The organism is Sphingomonas sp. BAUL-RG-20F-R05-02 (genome assembly GCF_022662305.1).
Lineage (GTDB): Bacteria > Pseudomonadota > Alphaproteobacteria > Sphingomonadales > Sphingomonadaceae > Sphingomonas.
On record NZ_JAKNQH010000007.1, the window covers coordinates 185,868 to 206,726 of the forward strand.

The following is a 20,859-nucleotide window of genomic DNA, read 5'->3' on the forward strand; positions in this document are numbered from 1 at the left end:
ACTGATGAAGCTACTCGCAATATCACCCCATCTGGACGATGCCGCCTTTTCGGCCGGAGGGCTGCTTGCGTCCCGCGTCGACAAGGGCTGGTCCGTCACGATAGTGACCTGCTTCACCGGCAACGTCGGGCACCCGACCGGTTTCGCGCTCGCCTGTCAACTCGACAAGGGGTTGGGCATCGGTGTCGACTATATGGCGCTGCGCCGCGCAGAAGACCAGATGGCGTGCGATGCGCTTGGCGCACGTGCAATCCATTTACCGTTCCTGGAAGCGCCGCACCGTGGTTACACCTCTGCAAAGATGTTGTTTGCCGAACGACTGCCCAATGACCGGATCGTCGATGATGTCGCGGCGGCATTGGCCGGGCTCCTCGCGACGGAACGGCCGGCTCTCGTACTCGGGCCTTTGTGCCTCGGCAATCATGTCGACCACCACATCGTTCTGGACGCGATACGGCGTTCGTGTGCCGCTGATAGTGTATTGCTGTGGGAGGATTGGCCTTACGCAGACCGCGAAGAGCGCGTTGCCGCCAAGCCTGCGGTGATAGAACACCTGACGCATAAAACGCGCGCTCGGCGTATCGCCGCCTGCGCTGCGTACGGCTCGCAACTCGGCTTCCAGTTCGGCGGAGTCGAGGCGATGACCCGCCGGACCGAACGGATCGCAGAAGAACGCTTTTACCCACTTGATCCACTTGACGTGGTCTGATCGGCAACACGCGTTTTATTCCGGCAAAGCTGTAACTATGATCGCAGCTTCTGTCATAACCATTGGGAAGGGCTACCATCCTACTGTCGCCGACATGCTGTTATGAACGGTTCGGTGCCAGTGCTCCGGTCGTTTCCGCACAAGATAGGGCGGCCGCACCGGGCAGTTCATGCGTCTGGTTGCGCTCGGCCGCGATCACCGCGCCATCGAGCACGATGACGCAATCCAGCGGCGAGGAGGAAGAGTCCGAGCCTTTATAGCGGGCGACTTCAATGGCCATGCGCGGCCAACGTTCGTTTTCGCAGCGCTCATTGTCATTCTGCTGATCGGTGCAACAACGCATCAGTCCGGGTCCCGCCGCAGCGCCATGAAGCGGTTCCGGGCAAGTTGCGGCACCGCGACGGGTCCAATCCCGCATTGATCCCGCCAAGGCGGCGCGCCGCTGCAACATAGGCAAGGAACCCCATGATCTTATGACGTAGGCTGAACAGATAGAAGCGGCGGATGCCCGCGCACGGCGTCACCGGTGCGGTGAAGTCCTTCATCACATCGCGCAGGTCGTTGGCGATGAAGCCTCGGATGTGCGGGCTGTGGCGGAGGTGTTTGGCATACAGCGCGCCGTCCCCGAAGGCGTAGCCGGCGAGCAGTTTGACGGCATCGCCCGGGTCGCGGCGGCCGTGATGATGGTCGACCGTGAAATGCGGTTCGTACCGCACCGGAATGTTCTGGCGCTGCGCACGGAACAGGAAGTCGGTATCCTCGGCCGAGACGAAGCGCGCGCCCGCCCCGAAACGCTCGTCGAACGCGCCGATCCGCGCGATCGCGTCCGCCGTCATGGCAAGGTTCGCGCCCATCACGAACCCGCCGGGAAACTGGTCGGCAGCGGCGATCATCGGGTGATCCTCGAGCTTCACCGTCACCGCGATATCGCGCGGATCGCCGAGCAGGATGCGGCCGCCGATGATGGTCGGCTCGGTCACGTCGGCAAAACACGCGGCGAGCGCACCGAAATAGTCGGTGTGGAGCACGCAATCGTCATCGGTCATCGCGACGATGCGGCCCATTGTCCGGGCGAGACCGGTGTTGCGCGCGCGCGCGAGGCCGGGGCGCGGCTCGGCGAGCAGATGAACCGTGAACGGCTGGCCAGCACGCCACGTCGTCAGCCGGTCGGCGGTGTCGTCGGTCGAGCCGTTGTCGACGATCACCACCTCGATCGTCAGATGCGGTGCGGCACGGATCGCACGGTTGATCGAGGCGAGCGTCGCCGCAAGACTGCCGGCACGATCGCGCGTGCACAGCAACAGGCTGATATCGGTCATGCGGCCACGCCAAGCGACGCGACCGCCGCTTCAATCGAGGGTGCGGTCCGCACGCCCTCGATACCTTCCGTCCAGCAGCGGATATAAGCGGAGATCTTGCCGTAATCATTGTCGAGCGCGATATGTGGGATGCCGAGCAGCGTCGCGAGGATGTGCGCGTGCAGCCGGTCGGTCAGAATTCTGCGTCCGCGCGACAACAGCCGAAGGCCGCGTTCGACCCGCGCTTCCGCCATACGATCATACGCCTGCGCCTTGGTGGTGCCGGCGGTATCGGGCAGCGCATCGTCGTCGAGCCAGTCGAGCACCACCGCGCCGGGCACCCGCGACAAGGCCGAACAATCTTCCGCGCGACGCTCGTCATCGGTGCGCATCAGCATCAGCAGGTCGCAATCGGCGGCAACGCGGGCGGCTTGCGGGCCGAGCGCGAAGGCGGAGTCCGGCGCCAGATCGGTCGCGCAGGACAGATGGCGGGCGGCGAAGTCGAGGCTCGCACGATCGCGCACGTACAGGTGGAAGTCGGGATGATCGGCGACGATCGCGCTGAACGGTGCGATCCGGGCGGGATCGCGAAAGTGGATCGACTGGGGCAGTTGCACGACGGGCCGGTCGCGGATGTCGCGCAGGATGGTCTCGCGAAACGTATGATGATGCAGCCAGATATCGCCAAGATTGCCGCCGCCGTGGAGGAACAGCACGCCGTCCGGGCAAGCGCGCCGGAACGCCGCCGCATCGAAATCATCCCATGTCGCGACATAATCGGGTGATCGCCCGGTGATCGCGCGCAGCATCCGCGTCTCGCCCAGCCAGATCGCGCTGTCGCCGACATTGGCGTGATTGGGAAAATCGACCAGCGCATAGGCCTGGCCCGGCCCGACATGGCGGCGATACAGCATGTCCAGCAACGCGTGCTGCGCGGCGATCCCCTCTGCCATGCTGGTCATGCGGGAACTGGCTGCACCTGATGGTACAGCGCCTCGCACGCGTCGAGCCAGCGGTCGCGCGTGAACAGGCGATCGACGCGATCGCGTGGCACGTGGCGCGGGATTGCCATCGCCGCGCCGATCGCCTTGGCCAGCGCGATAGCGTCGTTGGCGGGGGCGAAGTGTCCGGCCTCGCCGATCACCTCGCGCGCGGCGCCCATGTCGAGCGCGGCGATGGGCAGGCCGCACGCCATCGCCTCGATCGCGACGAGGCCGAACGGCTCGTCCCAACACGGCGTGAACAGGAATACCGATGCGCGCCCCATCTCGGCAGCGAGCGCCGCGCCGTGCAGGTGGCCGCCATAGCGGATGTCGCCGCCCAGTAAGGGCTCGACCTGCGCGAGCCAGTAATCGGGATCCTCGATCTGCCCGAACAACGTCAGCGGCACGCCGGCCATCCGCGCGGCCGCTGCTGCGAGATGCGTGCCCTTGTTGGGGGTGATGCGGCCGCACCACACCGCGCTGCCGTCACCGGTCGCGACGAACGGCCATGCCGCCGGATCGATGCCGTTGTGCAGCACCGATGCCCTTGGCGGCGCGCCGTCGGGCCACCATGCCGCCATCTGCCGCTCAGACGTGACGGTGAGATGATGGCCGGGCGTGGCGCTGGCCTTCACGAACCAGTGCAAGGCATCATACGGGGGGACGTGCAATGACGTGACCGTTGGCACCACCGCCGTGCGGCGCGGTTCGATCGCGAAGCGATGCAGGCTGTTGTTGTGCACCACGTCGAAGCTGCCCTCCGCGATCCGGTCGCAGGCGGCTGCATAACCGTCGTCGAGATGCGCGATCAGCGGCGCCGATCCGCGATGTTCTGCCCAGGGGAAGGTGCGCTCGTAATGTTCGTCAACCACCGGGTCGATGGTGAAGCGCGGATCGCTGTCGCCGGCCGCGAACAGCACCACGTCGTGCCCGCGCGCCATCAGCCCGTCCGCCAGATACCAGCTATGCGACTCCATCCCGCCCATGAAGGGTTGCGCGATCGGCTGGCGGACGTGCGCCAGCAGCGCGATCCTCACGCCGCCGCTCGGGCTTCGAGAATGCGGATGACGGTGGTGGTGTTCGAATAGGGCTGGTGGCTCTGCTGCCCGGTCAGCGCGAGATCGTCGGCATCGGGGCGGCGCAGGATGCGGATCGGCCGGCCGGGCGCCTGATCGATCAGCCCCATCAGTTCGAAGGCATGCAGCCAGTGCCCCATCGTTCGATAGCCCCATTTGGTTTCGAACAATTCGGCGTTGCGCACTACGCTGTCGAGATGATGGACCGGGGGCATGTGGTGCGGATGGTACTGATGATAGGCGAGCCCGCCCTTGATCCAGCCGATCGGGATGCCGGCTTGGTCGATCGTCTTGCCGTAATCGGTATCCTCGCCGCCATAACCGACATAGCGTTCGTCGAACCCGCCGCTTGCAAGGAAGGTCGCGCGGCGCATCGCGAAATTGAGCGACCAGAAACAGCGATAATCGGTGCAGAGCTGGATGCCATCGGCGGGCGGCCCCTGCCGGTCGGAATGGCGCACCGCCACCTCGGCGAAGGCATCGTACGACCAGTCGCCTTGCGTTGCATTACCGGGCAGGTACATCACCTCACCCATCAGCAGCCCGTCGAATTCGTCCAGCCGCCGCGCGTAATCGGCGACGAGGGTGGGCGTGGGGATGCAATCCATGTCGAGGAATACGATCGCGTCCCCCGTCGTCGCGCGCGCCGCCGTGTTGCGGGCGGCGGCGAGCGCCAGTTCGGGCGCGGCCATCATCATCTGGCGCACCGGGAACGGCGCTTCGGGCAGCACATAGGGTTCGTCCTGCAACACCGCGACGATCAGTTCGACCGGGCGCTGCGTCTGTCGGCCGAGACCCAGTACGAGATTGTAGAGATGATCCGGGCGACCCCCGGCCAGCGTAACGACGGAAACGGCATCCATTGGGGTCAAGCTCCGGTAAGATCTAAGGGCAGGGTAGCGGCTGGCGCGGGCGTCCACAGGCGCGCCGCCAGCGCCTCGAGCCACATTGCGGTATCGTGCGCGGGCGTATCGGCGATCATGCCGCGCTGCGCGTCGGGGCGATGCGTGGCGCGCGTCTCGGCGAGCGCCTGTTCCCACGCATCGGCCGAGGACGGCAGGTGCGGGCGCACGCATGCGACCCCCGCCGCCGCCAGCGCTTCGGCCTTGCGATGCTGTTCGTCGAAATAGCGCCACTCGGGGATCGCCAGCCATGGCCGTGCTGCCGCGAGGATCTGCTGGCAGGTGGTGTTGCCGGTCGAAGCGATGACGAGATCGGCGGCGGCGACATATTCGGCGGGGTTGTCGACCCAGCCGCGATGCTCGATATTCGCCGGCTCGGTCGCATGCCAGTCGCGCTGCACCGGGCCGATTGTGATCCACCGGGTGCCCGGTTTGGCACGCGCGCCGACCGCGAGCGGCGCCTGGCCGAAACCATCGCCACCCCCGCCCGAAAGGACGAGGATCGTCTCCTCGTCCGCAGCCACGCCGATACGCCGCCGGGCAAGCTCGCGCTCCGGCACGCAGATATCGACGCCGAGACCACCGGCGAAACAGGTCTTCGCTCGCATCGCCGCGTCCCATTCGGGCTGGGCGAGATCGGCGTGGAAGGCGGCGAGCAGCCCGGCCGCGCCGTCATAGGCGGCGCGGTGGCCGGGGTCGCCGCGATCGCCATGCTGCAACACCTTCACATGCGGCACACTGCATATCCGGGCGAGCTGCGCGATTTCGGCGGAGACGTCGCAGATCATCAATGCGGGGTTCACGCTGTCGAACCAGTTCGCGATCGTCGCCATCGCGCGGCGGATGCCCGGCCAACCGAGCGGCGCGCAATGCAGCGTCGCCGGCGTGGCGATATCGTCCATCGTCGTCGCCTCGCCACCGCCCGGCTCGAACAGGGAGGGGATGCGCACGATCTCGACATGCGCGGGCAGCGCCGGAAAGATATCGTCACGCGCGCAGAAGATCGTCAGCGGGCGCGTGACCGGCAGCGCGTTGGCGATCGCCGCGCAGCGCTCGGCATGGCCGCGTCCCTGATGATGGACGAAATAGCCGAAGGGTTGGGTCATGCCGCGACCGCCACCGGCGACGTCAGACCAAGCCGTTCCAGCCCCTCCATCACCCCCGCCGCATGCCGCGCGCGCGCGCGGTGCAGGCCGCTGCGCGGCGTCAGCGTCGCCAGTTCGTCGCTGGCATTGGCGACGACGATGGCGCGGCCGCAGGCTTCGAGCATGTCGGCATCGTTGCCGCTGTCGCCCGCCGCGATGCACTGGGCGAGCGACAGGCCGTGGCGCGCGGCATAGGCGCCGACCGCCGCCGCCTTGCCCCCCATCGGCGCGATCACATCGATCAGCCGACCGTGCGAGAAGATGACGCGCGCGCCGAGACCAGCCGCCGCGAGCGTGGTGCGGATGCGTAGCGCATCGGCTGCCGTCCCGAAGAAGCTGAGCTTGTGCGGGCCTTCCGTCTCCACCGGCTGCGGTTCGATCCCGAGCGGCGCGAGCGCTTCGACCACGCCCGCACGGTCCCAATCGTGATCGAGCGCGGCGTGATAGGCCGGGCAGGCGGTCCAGCGACCGGTATCGTCGGCGATCATCATGCGCGTGCCGACATCGACGATATAGGCGTCGGGATCGGGCAACTGCCACTGGCGCAGCACCGCGCACGCCGCATCGAACGAGCGCCCGGTCGCGACCACGAACGGAAACGCGCTGGCGGTGCGCCATTTCGCAAAGGCTTGCGCGCCGGAGGCGCAGCCGGTGAGCGTATTGTCGATATCGCAGGCCAGCAGCGCGGGCCGCGCCGTGCCGATTTCGTCGTATACCGCGAGGCTCCCGGCGGCGTAGCGTGACCAGTCGTATGCGCCGACCTGGCCGATCGCCGCCTCGGCGAAGCGGCGGTGCAGCGCCGGGTCGGCGATGATCGCCAGACAGGCTTGCGCGATAGCGGCGTCGTCGCGCGGATCGACGAGCAGGCCGTGACCGATCGTCTCGACGATCTCGCGCGGGCCGCCGTTGCCGGTCGCGACCACCGGCACGCCCATTGCCGCCGCCTCGATCAGCGTCAGCCCGAACGGCTCGTGCAGCGCGGGATTGACGAACACGCCACCGCGCGCCGCCAACGCATACAGCGCCGACACGTCGTCCGCGTCATGCGCGCGCGGCAGGACCATGCGCCCGCGCAGTACCGGGTCCGCGCCGAGCGCCCGCATCTCCGTAAGCACACCCTGTTCCTCGGGCGTACACGATCGGTCGTGCTGGCCGGCGAGAATGACGAGATTAGCGCGATCGCGCAGCGCCGGCGTCGCCGCGAACGCGCGGATCAGCGCGACGAGGTTCTTTTTCGCGACCGGTCGCGCGATCGCGAGGATGATCGGCTTTTCCGGCGCATCAAGCCATTCGCCCAGCCGTTCCGCCAGTGTCGTCGCGCCGTTCGGGGTGGGACGCTGCGGTACGCCGGGGGGCAGGCAATGGATACGGCCGTCGACCGCCACGCCATAGGCGCGCACCTGGCGTTCGGCTTCATCGTGCGTCGAGACGATGATGCCGTCCGCCGCCGCGAGCGCGGTGCGCTCGGCCTGAATACGCGCATCCATACCGTCGCCCGCACAGCCCTGCACACGCTTGTCGATGCCGAGTGCATGCGGCGTATAGACGAATGGGATGCCAAACCGCTGCCGCGCCGTGATGGCCACCGCCGCCGCATCGGCGAAATGCGCGTGGATCACGTCGGGGCGTCGCGGCAGACGCGCGATATGGCTGCAAAACGCCTTCGTAAAGGCGTTGAGATCCGCCGCCAGCGCTTCCTTTTCAAGATACCGCCGATCCTCGGTCGCTATCCGGTCGATGGTGACGTTTTCTGCGAGGACTTCGCTCACGCACGCATGGCGGGGCGACAGGCGCGCATCCTCGAACAGGCGGGTTACGATCGATACGTGGTTCATGCCGTTATGGCGTACCTGAGCAAGCGCTGCATCCATGACATAGGCGATATGTCCACCGGTATCGGCAGTGATTCCAAAGGCGACGGGCGGCGCGTGAAGACACCCGCCCAACGCGAGATGTAAAATGAACAAGATTGCCCCCCGATTGCTACCTCCGTAACGATCAGTTCGGCTCTGGGATCCACCGATCCGCGCGGACCCTCACTTTCGGCGCAACGCAACCATGAAATGCAGCGATTATAAGTGGATTTTAGCGGCGGGGTTATACCCTGTCGCCAATACGTCGGCTCGGCGTGTTGACGATGTACGGCGGTGCCGCGCGTCCCTGCCGACCATGATTTGGCGAACGCGACGACGGCGCGCAGCGCGGCGGACTGTTGGCGGCGGGTGGGGTAGTAGATGTAAAGCGGCTCCTTCGGATACGTTCAGTCCGGTAGCACGCGAGTCAGCGCGCAATCGGCAAGTGCGTCCGCCACTCAGGCGAGCGGCCCCTTGCTCGTGGAGCTTTTCCCGGATTGGCTGAATGACGTCTCCCTTCTGTACGTCTACTACCACTCTCGGCACCAACCAGCGTCAAGGTGCGGGCTCTCACCGACTTTCGCGCAGCAGCGGCGCGCGATCTGCCGGAGGCGCCCCGCGTAGCGTGATTGGCGGCATAGAACGTATTCGGCGTCAGCATTATCATCTCCGCAGTGAAACGGCTGCGGGAACCGTGTCATGACAATGAACGAACGTCCGCTTGTGGGAAGGACGATGGTAGTGCTGAATGACCGCAAGCGGGTCTGTGCGGTCGCAGACTTCCCAATGCCATGCGTCAGACGCATGGCGTTGCGCGGCTGTCGACTTCCTAGTTGTCATCGGCAGAGAAGCGCTTAGCAGCATCGCTCGCGATGAATGTCTGGCTGGCGCATACAGACACCTGCGGTACAAGCGCGTGAGTTAACGAGGAGCGTGCGCGATGAAGGCCATTGTTCGGGTGCTTGCCACCCTGATCTGGATCGTCATGCCCTCAGTCAGCAGGGCCGAGGTGCCAGGACACAGGGGGTCGAGTGGCACTATATCGCGCCGGCCAAGCCGCAGCGGAACGGCTTCGTCGAAAGCTTTAATGGTCGCTTGCGCGACGAGTGCCTGAACGAACAGCTGTTCCCATCGCTAGCGACGGCAAGACGGATCATCGAGGCATGGCGGACGGATTAAAACACCGTGCGTCCGCACAGCAGCCTTGGCGGGTTTGGCACCCGCCGAGTTTACGAACCGCTCCCGCCAAGGGCATATGGACACCGAAGCTGAGTTATCAGCGGCCTGAAAACGGGGAGCACGTCACTTCCAAGCGCCTGATACCGATCGGTCAAGCGACATGAACGGGCGACCGGAGTTGGGAAGCCAAAAACGCGTCGCGAATGTCTGGAACTGGGTCATTTCACCTTTGAAACCCTACCCACGACCGTGGCTACTTGCTGCCTTGGCCAGAGCCTTCGCCAGTTCCTCGAGCGAGTAGGGCTTTTGCAACAGTTCGAAGTCGGCGCCATCCTGCTCGGCAAGAACGCTGCTGTACCCGCTGGTGAGAACAACGGGTAAGTGCGGGAATTGTCGGCGCACTGCCTCGCGCAACTCGATCCCAGACATGCCGGGCATGACCACATCAGAGAAAACCATGTCGAAGTGGCCGTCGCTGCCAAGTTCGACGAGCGCACTGGCCGCGTCTATCGCCAGCTTGGTTTTGAACCCAAGCTCGCTTAACGCCTGCGTTGCAAACGAGCCCACCTCGCTATTGTCCTCCACGACGAGAATGCAGGCACCCGGCAGCAGAGGCGAGCCGCCGTCCTCGGTGAGTCCGCCTGCCTCCCGAACATCGTCAGCAGCTTTCGGGAGGTAGAGGGTGAAGGTGGCGCCTTCGCCAAGCACGCTGCTGACGATCACCTCTCCGCTAGATTGTTTAGCGAACCCGAACACCTGACTGAGACCTAGACCAGTGCCATGGCCGACGCCCTTCGTCGTGTAGAAGGGCTCGAATATGCGTTCGATCTGGTCCGGCACGATGCCGCCGCCGGTGTCCTGCAGGGAGATCGCGACGAATTGGCCGGGCACTGCTGGATGCGAGCGCACTGCGGGAATGCCGTTCACCTCGTGAACGCCGATCGTCAGCGTGCCCTCGCCGCCCATCGCGTCGCGCGCGTTCACGGCCATGTTGACCAACGCGGTGTCGAATTGGCTGCGGTCGGCCTTTATGAGGGAGGGGATGTCGGGGACCTCCACCTCAATGGCGATGCGCGAGCCGGTCAGCGTGCCCAGCATGTCGCGGAGGCTGGCGATGCTCAGGGAGACATCGAACACCTCCGCCTTGAGCGCTTGACGTCGAGCAAAGGCAAGCAGCTGGCTGGTCAGCTTGGTCGCGCGGTCGGCGGTGTCCGAGATCGCCGCGATGTAGCGCTCTCGCTTTTCTTCGGGCAGATTCGGACGCCGCAGGAGGTCGACCGAGCCGCGGATCACGGTGAGCAGGTTGTTGAAGTCGTGCGCGACGCCGCCGGTGAGCTGGCCCACCGCCTCCACCTTCTGGCTTTGGCGTAGCTGTTCCTCCGCCTTGAGCAGCGCCGCGTCGCGCTCCTTCTGCTCGGTGACATCCCGCGCCACGCAGTAAAGCAATCCCCCGGCCGGCACCGCGGACCAGGCGAGATCGCAATATCCGTCGTCCTTGGTTCGGAACCGGTTTTCGAAGGACAAGGTGGTGAACCCCTCGGCGAGCCGCCCCACCTCCTGCCGGGTCTTGATACGGTCGTCCGGGTGCTCCAGCCATTCGGATGTTCTGCCGACAATGGCCTCCGCCGGCCAGCCGAGGGCCCGCGACCAGGCTGGATTGACGCTGAGCCACACGCCCTCTGCACTCGCTACCCCGAGTAGGTCGCGGCTTACCTGCCAGACGCGGTCGCGCTCCTGCGTGCGCTCCTCCACTTGCTCCTGCAACGAGCCCGCGAGCGCTTGCAACTCCAGTTCGGTGCGGCGGCGCTCGATCGCAATCCGGGTCCGCTCGGCTACCTGCTGAACAAAGTCGACCTCGTCCGTCGTCCAGGTGCGCGCTCGTTGTGATAGCACGCAGAAGAGAGCGGTCAGCCTTCCCTTTTCCACCACGGGTGCGTTCACGAGGGCGCTCACGCCGACGGCGTCGAATGCTTCGGGAAAAGCAGACGTTCGCGGGTCGGTCCGCACGTCGGCGATCACAACGGTACGGTCGCCAATCAGGTCATCGATGTACGAGCCGTAGTTCCGCATCGAATGTTCGCCTGCGATCCCGTACTGCGGAGCGATCGCCCAATCGCGCTCGATCAGCAGTGTCTCGTCCGACGCATCGATTCGGCCGAATCCTGCGGCACTGACATCGAGCGTGCGTCCAACGATCTCGGCTGCGGCAGCGGCCATGGCGATCGGGCATTCCATGTTGCGGAGGGCATCGCCAAGGGTAAGCAGACCCGTACGCCGCGCTTCCACGCCCGCCTTCTTCGCCTCTCGCTCCCGACGCTCGCTGATGTCTTGGAAGGTGCAGATCGCGCCACCCAGTCTGCCGTCCTGGATGATCGGCGTTGCCCGGTACTCCACCCACAGCGGCTCGCCGCCGATGGGAAAGAACAGCTCCTCGGTGACGTGTGCGGGCGTGCCGTCCCGCGCGGCCCGGTAGATCGGGCATTGTGCTTCGGGATAGGGCGAGCCGTCGACATGAGTGTGGTGAATGATGTCGTGCAGTCGACGGCCAATGACGTCCTTGGCGCTGGTCAACCCCATCATGCGCAGGAACGCCGCGTTGCAGGTTGTGGTCAGGCCGGTCTGATCGACGGCGTAGAAGCCTTCGCTGATCGAATCGAGCAAAAGGCGAAGGTTGGCTTCGCTGCTGCGGAGCGAGGCATTGAGGCCGCGCTGATGCTCCTCGCTCGCCCGCAAGCGCGCCTCACCGGACTTCCGCTCGCTGATGTCGCTGAACAGAATGGCGACCAACCGCTCCTCCGGCTCGCCGACGCGGTACGCGAACACCTCGTACCAGCGACCGTCGAGTGCTTCGGCCGGCAGCGTGAACCGCTGCGATTGGCCCGACCGCGCGATGCGCGCGTACATGTCGAACCAGTGCTGCTCGTGATCGGGCACGAGGTCCCGCATCCAATTGCCGGGTGCGTCGGCCAAGCCTGTCTGGCGTTCGAAGGCGGGGTTCACCTCCAGAAAGCGATAGTCGATCGGCTGGGCGGTGTCGTCGCAGCGCACCTCAATCAGACAGAAGCCCTCGTCGATGCTGTCGTACAGCGACCGGTAGCGATCCTCGCTCTCCGACAGCGCGACCCTTGTATAATGCTGCTCGGTGCGGTCGCGCAGGATCTTCACGTACCCTTCGAGATTACCGCCGTTGCCGCGCAGCGGCATCATCTCGCCATTGGCCCAAAAGCGTGATCCGTCCCGTCGCAGGTGCCAGCGCTCGTCGACGCCGCGACCGTGACGGACGGCCGCGCTCATCTCGGCTTCAGAAATGCGGCTCTCGACGTCCTCGGGGGTGAAGAACAGGTCGACCGGCTGGGCGATAGCCTCGCTCGCGCTCCAACCCATGATCCGCTCCGCGCCGATGTTCCACGACGTGATCGTGCCGGCGAGGTCCAAGCCGACTATGGCGTAGTCGATCGCGTTCTCGATGATCAGACGTGCCTGACGGCCGGACAGGCTTTCGTCGACAGATCCGGTAGAGTCGGTTTGCATGTCTGCATCAATGTCGCATCGGGAGGACGGCGACAATTAGGATTGTACTTCACGAGCGACGCTGCGGTTGGCCTTCGATCGGCGTTGACCGTTGTGCTCGGGAAAATGCCTCAGCCAAGCGGGTGAATTCCCCATGCCGTGATCGCGTCGGCGTCTCTGCGGGTCAACGTCGCCTGCTCGGGCGACGCTTCCAATATGATCTCCTATTCGGCCTCTTCCTGGTCTTGTGAGAGCGCATGCGCCGCCGGTTACGCGGCAAGTCGATGTCGGCAGCGGCGATTCTGGCTTAAGCCGTCAATGAACGAATGACCGCTTTCGGGGAGCGCAGATGCTTCAATGATGTCCGTTTCTGAGTCTTCGCGGCGGCGCGGGAAAGGAGGCATCGCGTGTTTGCCAACGAGATCTACCGGTAGCACACCAAACTCGACACTCGACACTCGACACTCGACCTTAGCCAGCAGCCATACATCTACTATGCTGGATATGTGGAGAACGATTCGGCTATCGCTGCACTGGGCGCCTTAGCGCAGGTCACACGCCTCGATGTGTTCCGCCTGCTGGTGCGACATGAGCCGGACGGCATGGCTGCGGGCGAAATCGCCCGCCAGCTCGACGTGCCGCAAAATACCATGTCGTCGCACCTCGGCATTCTGGCACGCGCCGGCCTCGTCCGCGCCGAACGGCATAGCCGCTCGATCATCTACCGTGCCAATCTGGACGGCCTGCGCGCGCTGACGCTGTTTCTGCTCAAGGACTGCTGCGCTGGTAGCGCCGAGCTTTGCGCGCCGCTTATCGCTGAACTCGCCCCCTGCTGTTGAAAGAAAGCGTCGTGGCTGTCGATACCGTCATTTATCACAACCCCGAGTGCGGCACATCGCGCAACGCCCTAGCCATGATCCGCAACGCCGGCATTGAGCCGCATGTGGTCGAGTATCTGAAGACCCCGCCCTTGCGCGCGCTGCTCGTCTAGCTGATCGAGCGCGCCGGCATGACGCCCCGCGAGCTGTTGCGCGAGAAGGGTACGCCCTATGCGGACCTTGGGCTGGGCGACACGTCGCTGCCTGACGACGCGCTGGTCAATGCGATGATGGCGCACCCGATCCTCATCAACCGGCCGCTGGTCGTCTCGCCGCTTGGCGTGAGACTCTGCCGGCCGTCCGAGGCCGTGCTTGAACTCCTGCCCGCTGACCAGCTCGGCGCCTTTGCCAAGGAGGATGGCGAACAGGTGGTGGACGTCTCGGGGCAACGCGTCGCCTGATGCTGCCTGCGGTCCTGATCTTCGTCGCCACGATCGCGCTCGTCATCTGGCAGCCCAAGGGGCTCGGGATCGGGTGGAGCGCGTTTACCGGCGCAATCGTGGCGCTGCTCGCGGGCGTCGTCACGCTGTCCGACGTGCCGGTGGTGTGGGGGATCGTCTGGAACGCTACCGCCGCATTTGTCGCGATCATCATCATAAGCCTGCTGCTCGATGAAGCCGGGTTCTTCGAGTGGGCGGCGCTCCACGTCGCCCGCTGGGGTAGGGGCCAGGGGCGCCGGCTGTTCGCCTTGGTCGTGCTGCTCGGCGCGGCCGTGTCTTCGCTGTTTGCGAACGATGGCGCGGCCCTGATCCTCACACCCATCGTCATCGCCATGCTTCGGGCGCTGGGCTTCGGCAACAAGGCCACGCTCGCCTTCATCATGGCGGCGGGGTTCATCGCCGATACTGCGAGCCTGCCACTCGTCGTCTCCAACCTCGTCAACATCGTGTCGGCCGACTTCTTCCACCTTGGCTTCAGCGCGTATGGGAGCGTGATGGTGCCGGTCGATCTTGTGTCGATCGCCGCGACGCTGGGTGCGCTGCTGCTGTTCTTCGGCCGCGACATACCGCCGACCTATGACGTGGCGGCGCTCCGCGTGCCGCGTGACGCGATCCGCGATGCGGCGACCTTTCGTGCCGGTTGGATCGTCCTTGCGCTTCTGCTCGCCGGCTTCTTCCTGCTCGAACCGCTGGGCGTGCCGGTCAGCGCCGTTGCTGCTGCCGGGGCGATCCTGCTGCTGGTGATCGCCGGCAGGGGCCATGTGATCGAGACGCGCAAGGTGGTGCGGGGCGCCCCGTGGCAGATCGTGATCCTCTCGCTGGGCATGTACCTAGTCGTTTATGGCCTGCGGAACGCGGGTCTGACGGATCATCTCGCGGCGTTGCTCGCTCGTACCGCTCAAGGCGGCGTGTGGGGTGCTGCGCTGGGGACGGGCGTGATCGCGGCCGTCCTTTCGTCGGTCATGAACAACATGCCGAGCGTGCTGGTTGGCGCGCTTTCGATAGACGCCGTGCACACTGCGGGACCGATTAAGGAAGCGATGACCTACGCCAACGTGATCGGCTGCGACCTCGGTCCTAAGCTAACGCCGATCGGCTCGCTCGCAACGCTCCTGTGGCTTCACGTCTTGGGGCAAAAGGGCGTGCGGATCGGGTGGGGCTATTATTTCCGGGTCGGGATCACGCTGACCGTGCCCGTTCTGCTCATCACCCTTGCGGCGCTCACGCTTCGGATCGAATTTGCCTGATGCCCCTTCGCGACCTCGCCGAATCCGACCATCTGCCGGCGCTCGATCCAGCTTATGCCATCCAGCGCCCGGCGCTGGGGATGCAGCCGAGGCCGAGGGCGGAGACGTGGAGGCCGCTGCGGCCGAGTTCGCGGGTCTGCATGATATGTCCTTTCACTGGTTCGAGCCGTCGGCATCGGCGAACACGTCACGCATGTTGCCGATCGCGGTGCTGGCGGTCGGCCAGCCGGCGTAGAAGGCGAGGTGGGTGACCGCCTCGACCAGTTCGTCCCTGGTCACGCCGTTCTCGAGCGCCTTCTTCAGGTGGAACGGCAACTCGTTCTGGCGATAGGCGGTGACGAGGCTCGCGACGGTGATCAGGCTCCGGTCGCGCGGCGATAGGCCCGGCCGCGGCCAGATGTCGTCGAACAGCACGGTATCAGTGATCTCAGTCAGGCGCGGCGCGATGTCGCCCCACGGCGCCCGCATCGGTTGTTCGTCGGCCATGGCGGTGTCTCCTTCGACAGCCATGTATGGTTTTCGCCTCCCGTTGATTAGACGGTGCAGTCCGCATGCGGCTGTGAGATGTACTCAGCAATGCCGCGCCATTCGATCAATGACCTCGTCGCGCTGCGCACCATCGTGCGCGAGCGCAGCTTTACCCGCGCCGCCGCGCAGATCGGTGTGTCGCCGTCCGCGCTCAGCCACTCGATCCGCGCGCTCGAGGATCGGGTCGGCGTGCGGCTTCTGACCCGCACTACCCGCAGCGTCGCGCCAACCGTGGCTGGCGAGCGTCTTGTTGGGGCAATCGGGCCGCACCTCGACGGGATCGATGCCGAGCTCGCCGCCCTAGCGGGCTTACGTGACAAGCCGGCGGGCACGATCCGCATCACCACCGGCATCGACGCGGCACAGACGATACTGTGGCCGGCCCTTGCCGAGCTGCTGCCGGCATATCCCGATATCCAAGTTGAGATCGCGATCGACACGGGCTTCGTCGACATCGTCGCCGAGCGGTTCGACGCCGGCATCCGCCTCGGCGAGACGGTTGGTCAGGACATGATCGCAATCCGGATCGGTCCCGACATGCGGATGGCGGCGGTGGCGTCGCCGGCCTATATCGCAGCCTGCGGGACGCCGGCGAGCCCGCGTGAGCTCGCCTCCCACAACTGCATCAACCTGCGCTTTCCGACGCATGGCGGACTCTACGCCTGGGAGTTTGAGCATGACGGCCGCGAGCTTACGGTGCGGGTTGAGGGGCAGGTGATCGTCAACGACATCGCGCTCGCGCTCCAGGCAGCGCGGGACGGCGGCGGGATCGCTTATTTGCCGGAGGAGTATATCGCCGCCGACATTGCTGAGGCCCGGTTGGGGCGCTTGCTGTCGGATTGGTGTCCGCCGTTCCCAGGCTACCATCTTTACTATCCAAGCAGGCGGCAGCTCTCGCCCGCGATGGCGGTCCTTATCAAAGCGTTGCGGGGCCGCGGTCATGCTTCCACCATCGTTGGCGACGTCACGATCGATCGATGAACAAACGGCAGAGACTAGGCGGCGCAAAGTAGGCTCTGAATGTCCGGCTGTGGGTCAAGCTGCATACCGCAAGCGTTTCATGAGTTGCGCTAGCGACGCCGGTGGAAGGGCTTCAGCGAAAAGAAAGCCCTGTAACTCATTACAGCCAGCGCCTTCGAGAAAAGCGCGCTGCTCGCGCGTTTCGACTCCTTCAGCCGACACGGACAGGCCCATTGCGTGACCCAGGCGCACCACAGCATGGATAATGGCTGCGGCGTCATCTACCTCCCCGAGGCGGCTGGTGAAGCTCCGGTCAATCTTGATCTTGTCCACCTGAAACTTGCTGAGATAGCTCAGGCTCGAATACCCTGTTCCGAAGTCGTCCAGTGCGATACGAAAGCCTGCACTACGGAGCTCGGCTAGAACCGCTCGGACGACTGCGTCGTTGTCGAGGAGAACGCTCTCCGTCACCTCAAGCTCGATCTGTGCAGGCCTGGCTCCCGACTCTTGTACAATCGCGCGTATTTCGGCGGCGAGATCGCCCGAGCGGAATTGCACTGGCGACAGGTTCACCGCTACCGAAAGGGATGGCCATGCGCGAGCGACGTCGCAGGCGTCGCGCAACACAAAGTGGCCAAGCTCGCGTATTAAGCCGGTTTCCTCGGCAATCGGGATGAAGGCGTCGGGCGAAAGAAGGCCGCGGACCGGATGCTGCCAGCGTAGCAAGGCCTCAAGGCCGATGATCTGCGTGCCGGTGCCATCCATCTGCGGCTGGTAGTTGACGAAGAGCTCCTGCTTGCGCGCGAGCGCATCGCGAAGGTCGTACTCGAGTCCGCGACGCGTTTTGACGCTCTCATCCATGTCCGTGCTGAACACTCGATACCCGTCACGCCCCTCGGCCTTGGCACGGTACATAGCGATGTCGGCCATGCGCATCAGTTCGGTGCGGTCGCTGCGGCAGGATTGCGCACAAGCAATGCCGATGCTGGCACCGATGAACACGCTGGTGCCGAGGATGGCGAATGGCTCGCGTACCGCATCCACCATTGCTTGAGCGGTTTCCTCGATATCCGACAGGTTCAAACGGTCGTCCAGGAGTATCGCGAACTCATCGCCGCCCAACCGGGCAACGACGTCGCCCGGATTGATCAGGCCGCGAAGACGCGCCGAGACCAGCTGGATGAGCTGGTCACCGCCGGCATGCCCCAGCGTGTCGTTGACTTGCTTGAACCTATCCAGATCAACAAGCAGAACAGCCCAAAGACGCTCCGCATGCGCATCGGACACCTTATGATCGATGACCGCGTTGATATGAGCACGGTTTGGCAGACCTGTGAGAACATCATGGTAAGCCAAATGGTGGGCCTGCGCTTCCTTTGCTTGCAGTTCGACGTGAGCCGCGGCGAGCTGCCTGAGTGACACAGCATCTTTGCGCATCAGCTTCGCCACGCTGAAGAGCAGCACGCCCAGCGCGGCGAGCAGTGCAACCAATGCAGCACCCGCGCTTGGCGCCATCGAGCTCCATACCGCACGTCCGGGCCGATCCGGCCGCCAGACGAAGAAACCGAGATTGCCTCCCCGGCTGGAGACAAGGGTTACGCCGTGCTCGCTCGGTTTCAGCTGGTGGGAACGCTGTACGCGAGCACCGGTAATCGATTGTAATTTCACCAGGTTCTGCGTGAAGCCGGCATCCAGGTATCTAATGCTGACCAGCAGAGGTTCTCGCCCCGGCGCGGCTGCAACTTTGCTCGTGTCCGGGATCAGACGCATGACACTCATCGCCGCGGGACGTCCCATGACCACGCCCAGGTCGGTGGCATGGATGGAGCGGGTGGAGGTCCTAACTGTCGAAGTAGCGCTGAGGGCGCGTCCTGGCAGTCGCTCGTGAGGATTGGGCGCTTCATGCGTCCGTCCGCGCGCGGCTTCGATCAGAGGCTGCGCAGCCCGGGCGTAGGCAGCAAAGCTGACAGGCGTAGCGCGCACGCCATCACGCATCACGTAGACCGCCTTATCATCGGCGTTCAGGATGATGTCCACATCATGCGCGAACACGTAATTCAGCCAGACGCCGACGTTATCGTCGACCCACCCCCAGTTAGGATGTGGCTTACGAAGCTCCAGCACCAACGGGCTCCAGATCGCTACACCCGCTTGGCTTTGCGCAAGCTCGTCCAATGCATCGTTGATCGCGAGCTTCACCTCCTGCTCCTGCCGGTTGACGGAGACGCGATCAGCTTGAGAGGCGGTGCCTCGAAGAGCGGAGAACGCGAAGATTGTGAGACCAAGCGCCACGGTAAGAACAGGAATGACGAGAGCAGCAATCAGCCGCACATTGAAAACCCGCTTATTTCGCTCTGTTCTGCCGTGCAACACCGCTACTCCCCGGCAGGACGCTATCACTTAGCAGTCGATAAACCGTTAAGCCGACGTAGTTGCCCTTGTCTCGCGGAGAGGTGCCCATGGACGCCCGAGTCAATCCTGAACGAATGAGGTGGATGGCTCCCGCTCACGGCATCTAGGTGCCAAAGTGTGAAAGCTATGCGCTTCGTACCGGTGAAGTCGCCGGAGCAGCAGGCGGCGCTATCGATGCACAGGACGCGGGACCTGCTGGCCGAGTTCGACATCGATATCTTGCAAGGGCTTCACCGCGCGTTGGAGATGGCGCGATCGATCGTCGACGGCGAGGCGCCAGACATACCGTCAGAGGCAGCAAAGATCGTCTGGCGCTTGTCCCAGCAAGCTCGATACCCACGCGCAGTGTCGGGAGATCGACCTGCTTGCTTGGCAGAAGACCAACGATACGGCTCGCCGCCTCATGTCGATCCCCGGCATCGGCACGATCGGCGCGACAGCGCTCGCCGCATCGGTCACCGACCCGTACCACTTCCGCTCGGGGCGCGAGTTCGCCGCGTGGTTAAGACTGACGCCGCGTCAACACTCGAGTGGTGGCAAAGAGCGGCTCGGGCACATCACCAAGATGGGCGACAAATACCTTCGTACGCTGCTCGTCGTCGGTATGACCTCACCGATCAGAGGCGTAAAGCAAACGCCAGAGACCGCCGATCCACGGCTTGTGGCGCTGCTCGCGCGCAAGCCAACACGCGTTGCGGCCGTCGCGATGGCGAACAGAACCGCCCGGGTGGTCTGGGCGATCATGGTGCGCGGCGAGACATACCAAGCGCGGCATCAGCCCAGGCTCGCCGCATGACGATTTAGCTGGAAACCGCCGAGACAAAGGAGACCAGCTTCACGATGTTGTAAGCGCGATGCGATGTGATGGCGAACCGGTCAGACCGGGGGCAAGGAGAACCCAACGGACGTCTAAGGCGTCATAGCCTGTTGAACGGAATGGGACCTGACTCGCGGACCCCATCAGGGCCAGCAGTCTTCAGCGACTGCGCAAACAGGCCGAACAAAGGACTGCGCCCGACTCCACGTCAGAACGTCGAATTACCTTGCAACGCGGGAGCTATCCACAGAGGACGTTCGCTTCCGGAAGCAGATATCCTGCTCCGAGTGGCGAGTTATGGGTCGTTGCGCCCAAGGTGAGGGAAAGGCAGCTATCCCCCGGTCGCGGAACAACACCAGACCTTCCGCAGGCGCCCAGTTGCAGCCGTTACGTTCCGGTGCAACGCTGCGCGTATGAGACGCTATTTGCCCTTGGCGATACTTGCGATCGGCGCGGCGCCGGTCGACCATCCCAGAACCTATCTTCTTTCCATCAGCACGATACCGCTCCGTGACACCGAAAGCGTCGAGGCGTTCTCATTGGAAACGTGGGGTGTCGAGTTCCGGTCTGTGTGTAGCATTCCGAGCGGCTGGCGGATTAAGGCAGGCAGTAGCGTCACGCCAAATGGAGCGCTCGAAGGAAACGGGAGCCAAGGCGCGACATGGTTCAACACCGGCAGCCCACGTCAGCTACGGGACTTCGTGCTGGTCACCCTCTACGCGCCGGTTCAACGCGCCGACATCGTCAGCCGGACAGGCGAGGTTCCGGCAACCTTTAAGGGAACTGCGACCATCAGCACCGACGATGGGGATGTAGAGCGCGACCTAAGCTACAAGAACATCACTCTCCGCCCGGCTTCTCACTGCCCTTCTCGGTAGGTAGCTTTTCACCATTCCGCGACATAGCCGCCCGGCTGCAAGCG

General features: G+C 64.6%; 16 protein-coding genes and 2 pseudogenes. 8 read left to right on the plus strand and 10 right to left on the minus strand.

Annotation, left to right across the window (positions count from 1 at the left end):
- The first annotated feature begins 4 nt into the window (after nucleotides 1-4).
- Nucleotides 5-709, plus strand: coding sequence for a PIG-L deacetylase family protein (locus L8F97_RS15765; protein ID WP_242152271.1), 705 nt, complete (start codon nucleotides 5-7; stop codon nucleotides 707-709).
- 100 nt (nucleotides 710-809) lie between these two features.
- On the opposite strand, the gene L8F97_RS15770 is transcribed toward L8F97_RS15765, so the two are convergent.
- Genes L8F97_RS15770 through L8F97_RS15800 form a run of 7 tightly spaced genes read right to left on the minus strand, consistent with a single transcriptional unit; the run spans nucleotide 810 to nucleotide 8,080 of the window.
- Nucleotides 810-989, minus strand: a complete 180-nt coding sequence (locus L8F97_RS15770; protein ID WP_242152275.1) for a hypothetical protein — start codon at nucleotides 987-989, stop codon at nucleotides 810-812.
- A 34-nt stretch (nucleotides 990-1,023) separates the two neighbouring features.
- Nucleotides 1,024-2,028: a glycosyltransferase family 2 protein gene (locus L8F97_RS15775; RefSeq protein WP_242152278.1), complete on the minus strand. Its 1,005-nt coding sequence runs from the start codon at nucleotides 2,026-2,028 to the stop codon at nucleotides 1,024-1,026.
- Nucleotides 2,025-2,969 carry a polysaccharide pyruvyl transferase family protein gene (locus L8F97_RS15780; RefSeq protein ID WP_242152281.1) on the minus strand — a complete coding sequence of 315 codons (945 nt, stop codon included), beginning with the start codon at nucleotides 2,967-2,969 and terminating at the stop codon, nucleotides 2,025-2,027. The genes L8F97_RS15775 and L8F97_RS15780 overlap by 4 nt, the downstream gene beginning before the upstream one ends.
- Nucleotides 2,966-4,027 (minus strand): glycosyltransferase, encoded by a 1,062-nt coding sequence (locus L8F97_RS15785; protein ID WP_242152283.1) that lies wholly within the window; start codon nucleotides 4,025-4,027, stop codon nucleotides 2,966-2,968. The genes L8F97_RS15780 and L8F97_RS15785 overlap by 4 nt, the downstream gene beginning before the upstream one ends.
- A complete protein-coding gene (locus L8F97_RS15790) occupies nucleotides 4,024-4,929 on the minus strand; it encodes a glycosyltransferase (protein ID WP_242152285.1) in 906 nt (301 codons plus the stop codon). The genes L8F97_RS15785 and L8F97_RS15790 overlap by 4 nt, the downstream gene beginning before the upstream one ends.
- 5 nt (nucleotides 4,930-4,934) lie before the next feature.
- A complete protein-coding gene (locus L8F97_RS15795; RefSeq protein ID WP_242152289.1) occupies nucleotides 4,935-6,074 on the minus strand; it encodes a glycosyltransferase in 1,140 nt (379 codons plus the stop codon).
- The gene (locus L8F97_RS15800) at nucleotides 6,071-8,080 is read right to left on the minus strand and encodes an HAD family hydrolase (RefSeq protein ID WP_242152292.1); all 2,010 of its coding nucleotides are present in this window, start codon (nucleotides 8,078-8,080) and stop codon (nucleotides 6,071-6,073) included. The genes L8F97_RS15795 and L8F97_RS15800 overlap by 4 nt, the downstream gene beginning before the upstream one ends.
- Before the next feature lie 909 nt (nucleotides 8,081-8,989).
- Here L8F97_RS15800 and L8F97_RS15805 point away from each other — a divergent pair.
- Nucleotides 8,990-9,254, plus strand: a pseudogene (locus L8F97_RS15805) (integrase core domain-containing protein); the annotation flags it as partial.
- Nucleotides 9,255-9,382: 128 nt separating this feature from the next.
- Here L8F97_RS15805 and L8F97_RS15810 read toward each other — a convergent pair.
- Nucleotides 9,383-12,676 (minus strand): PAS domain S-box protein, encoded by a 3,294-nt coding sequence (locus tag L8F97_RS15810; protein ID WP_242152295.1) that lies wholly within the window; start codon nucleotides 12,674-12,676, stop codon nucleotides 9,383-9,385.
- A 485-nt stretch (nucleotides 12,677-13,161) separates the two neighbouring features.
- Between L8F97_RS15810 and L8F97_RS15815 the strand changes: the two genes are divergently transcribed.
- From L8F97_RS15815 to L8F97_RS15825, 3 genes and pseudogenes are all read left to right on the plus strand, one after another.
- On the plus strand, nucleotides 13,162-13,494 hold the full coding sequence (locus L8F97_RS15815) for an ArsR/SmtB family transcription factor (RefSeq protein ID WP_242152298.1): 333 nt from the start codon (nucleotides 13,162-13,164) through the stop codon (nucleotides 13,492-13,494).
- 11 nt (nucleotides 13,495-13,505) lie between these two features.
- Nucleotides 13,506-13,934: pseudogene (gene arsC, locus L8F97_RS15820) on the plus strand (arsenate reductase (glutaredoxin)).
- Nucleotides 13,934-15,220 carry an arsenic transporter gene (locus tag L8F97_RS15825; RefSeq protein ID WP_242152301.1) on the plus strand — a complete coding sequence of 429 codons (1,287 nt, stop codon included), beginning with the start codon at nucleotides 13,934-13,936 and terminating at the stop codon, nucleotides 15,218-15,220. Before arsC ends, L8F97_RS15825 begins: the two are co-directional and overlap by 1 nt.
- A 153-nt stretch (nucleotides 15,221-15,373) precedes the next feature.
- Here L8F97_RS15825 and L8F97_RS15830 read toward each other — a convergent pair whose 3' ends face one another.
- Nucleotides 15,374-15,706: a carboxymuconolactone decarboxylase family protein gene (locus L8F97_RS15830; RefSeq protein WP_242152303.1), complete on the minus strand. Its 333-nt coding sequence runs from the start codon at nucleotides 15,704-15,706 to the stop codon at nucleotides 15,374-15,376.
- 90 nt (nucleotides 15,707-15,796) lie between these two features.
- Here L8F97_RS15830 and L8F97_RS15835 point away from each other — a divergent pair, with 90 nt between their 5' ends.
- Nucleotides 15,797-16,729, plus strand: coding sequence for a LysR family transcriptional regulator (locus L8F97_RS15835; RefSeq protein WP_242152306.1), 933 nt, complete (start codon nucleotides 15,797-15,799; stop codon nucleotides 16,727-16,729).
- Between the two features lie 54 nt (nucleotides 16,730-16,783).
- On the opposite strand, the gene L8F97_RS15840 is transcribed toward L8F97_RS15835, so the two are convergent.
- On the minus strand, nucleotides 16,784-19,081 hold the full coding sequence (locus L8F97_RS15840) for a putative bifunctional diguanylate cyclase/phosphodiesterase (RefSeq protein ID WP_242152309.1): 2,298 nt from the start codon (nucleotides 19,079-19,081) through the stop codon (nucleotides 16,784-16,786).
- A 442-nt stretch (nucleotides 19,082-19,523) separates the two neighbouring features.
- On the opposite strand from L8F97_RS15840, the gene L8F97_RS15845 reads away from it, so the two are divergent.
- On the plus strand, nucleotides 19,524-19,916 hold the full coding sequence (locus L8F97_RS15845; protein WP_242152312.1) for a transposase: 393 nt from the start codon (nucleotides 19,524-19,526) through the stop codon (nucleotides 19,914-19,916).
- A 434-nt stretch (nucleotides 19,917-20,350) separates the two neighbouring features.
- Nucleotides 20,351-20,815, plus strand: coding sequence for a hypothetical protein (locus L8F97_RS15850; RefSeq protein WP_242152314.1), 465 nt, complete (start codon nucleotides 20,351-20,353; stop codon nucleotides 20,813-20,815).
- Nucleotides 20,816-20,859: the final 44 nt, after the last annotated feature.

Excerpts from the sequence above, each read along its gene's own strand:
- L8F97_RS15790 (WP_242152285.1), bottom strand. The coding sequence starts at position 4,929 with ATGGATGCCGTTTCCGTCGTTACGCTGGCCGGGGGTCGCCCGGATCAT.
- L8F97_RS15775 (WP_242152278.1), bottom strand. The coding sequence starts at position 2,028 with ATGACCGATATCAGCCTGTTGCTGTGCACGCGCGATCGTGCCGGCAGT.
- L8F97_RS15835 (WP_242152306.1), top strand. The coding sequence starts at position 15,797 with ATGCCGCGCCATTCGATCAATGACCTCGTCGCGCTGCGCACCATCGTG.
- L8F97_RS15770 (WP_242152275.1), bottom strand. The coding sequence starts at position 989 with ATGGCCATTGAAGTCGCCCGCTATAAAGGCTCGGACTCTTCCTCCTCG.
- L8F97_RS15795 (WP_242152289.1), bottom strand. The coding sequence starts at position 6,074 with ATGACCCAACCCTTCGGCTATTTCGTCCATCATCAGGGACGCGGCCAT.
- L8F97_RS15765 (WP_242152271.1), top strand. The coding sequence starts at position 5 with ATGAAGCTACTCGCAATATCACCCCATCTGGACGATGCCGCCTTTTCG.
- L8F97_RS15825 (WP_242152301.1), top strand. The coding sequence starts at position 13,934 with ATGCTGCCTGCGGTCCTGATCTTCGTCGCCACGATCGCGCTCGTCATC.
- L8F97_RS15850 (WP_242152314.1), top strand. The coding sequence starts at position 20,351 with ATGAGACGCTATTTGCCCTTGGCGATACTTGCGATCGGCGCGGCGCCG.
- L8F97_RS15780 (WP_242152281.1), bottom strand. The coding sequence starts at position 2,969 with ATGACCAGCATGGCAGAGGGGATCGCCGCGCAGCACGCGTTGCTGGAC.
- L8F97_RS15845 (WP_242152312.1), top strand. The coding sequence starts at position 19,524 with ATGTCGATCCCCGGCATCGGCACGATCGGCGCGACAGCGCTCGCCGCA.
- L8F97_RS15810 (WP_242152295.1), bottom strand. The coding sequence starts at position 12,676 with ATGCAAACCGACTCTACCGGATCTGTCGACGAAAGCCTGTCCGGCCGT.
- L8F97_RS15830 (WP_242152303.1), bottom strand. The coding sequence starts at position 15,706 with ATGGCCGACGAACAACCGATGCGGGCGCCGTGGGGCGACATCGCGCCG.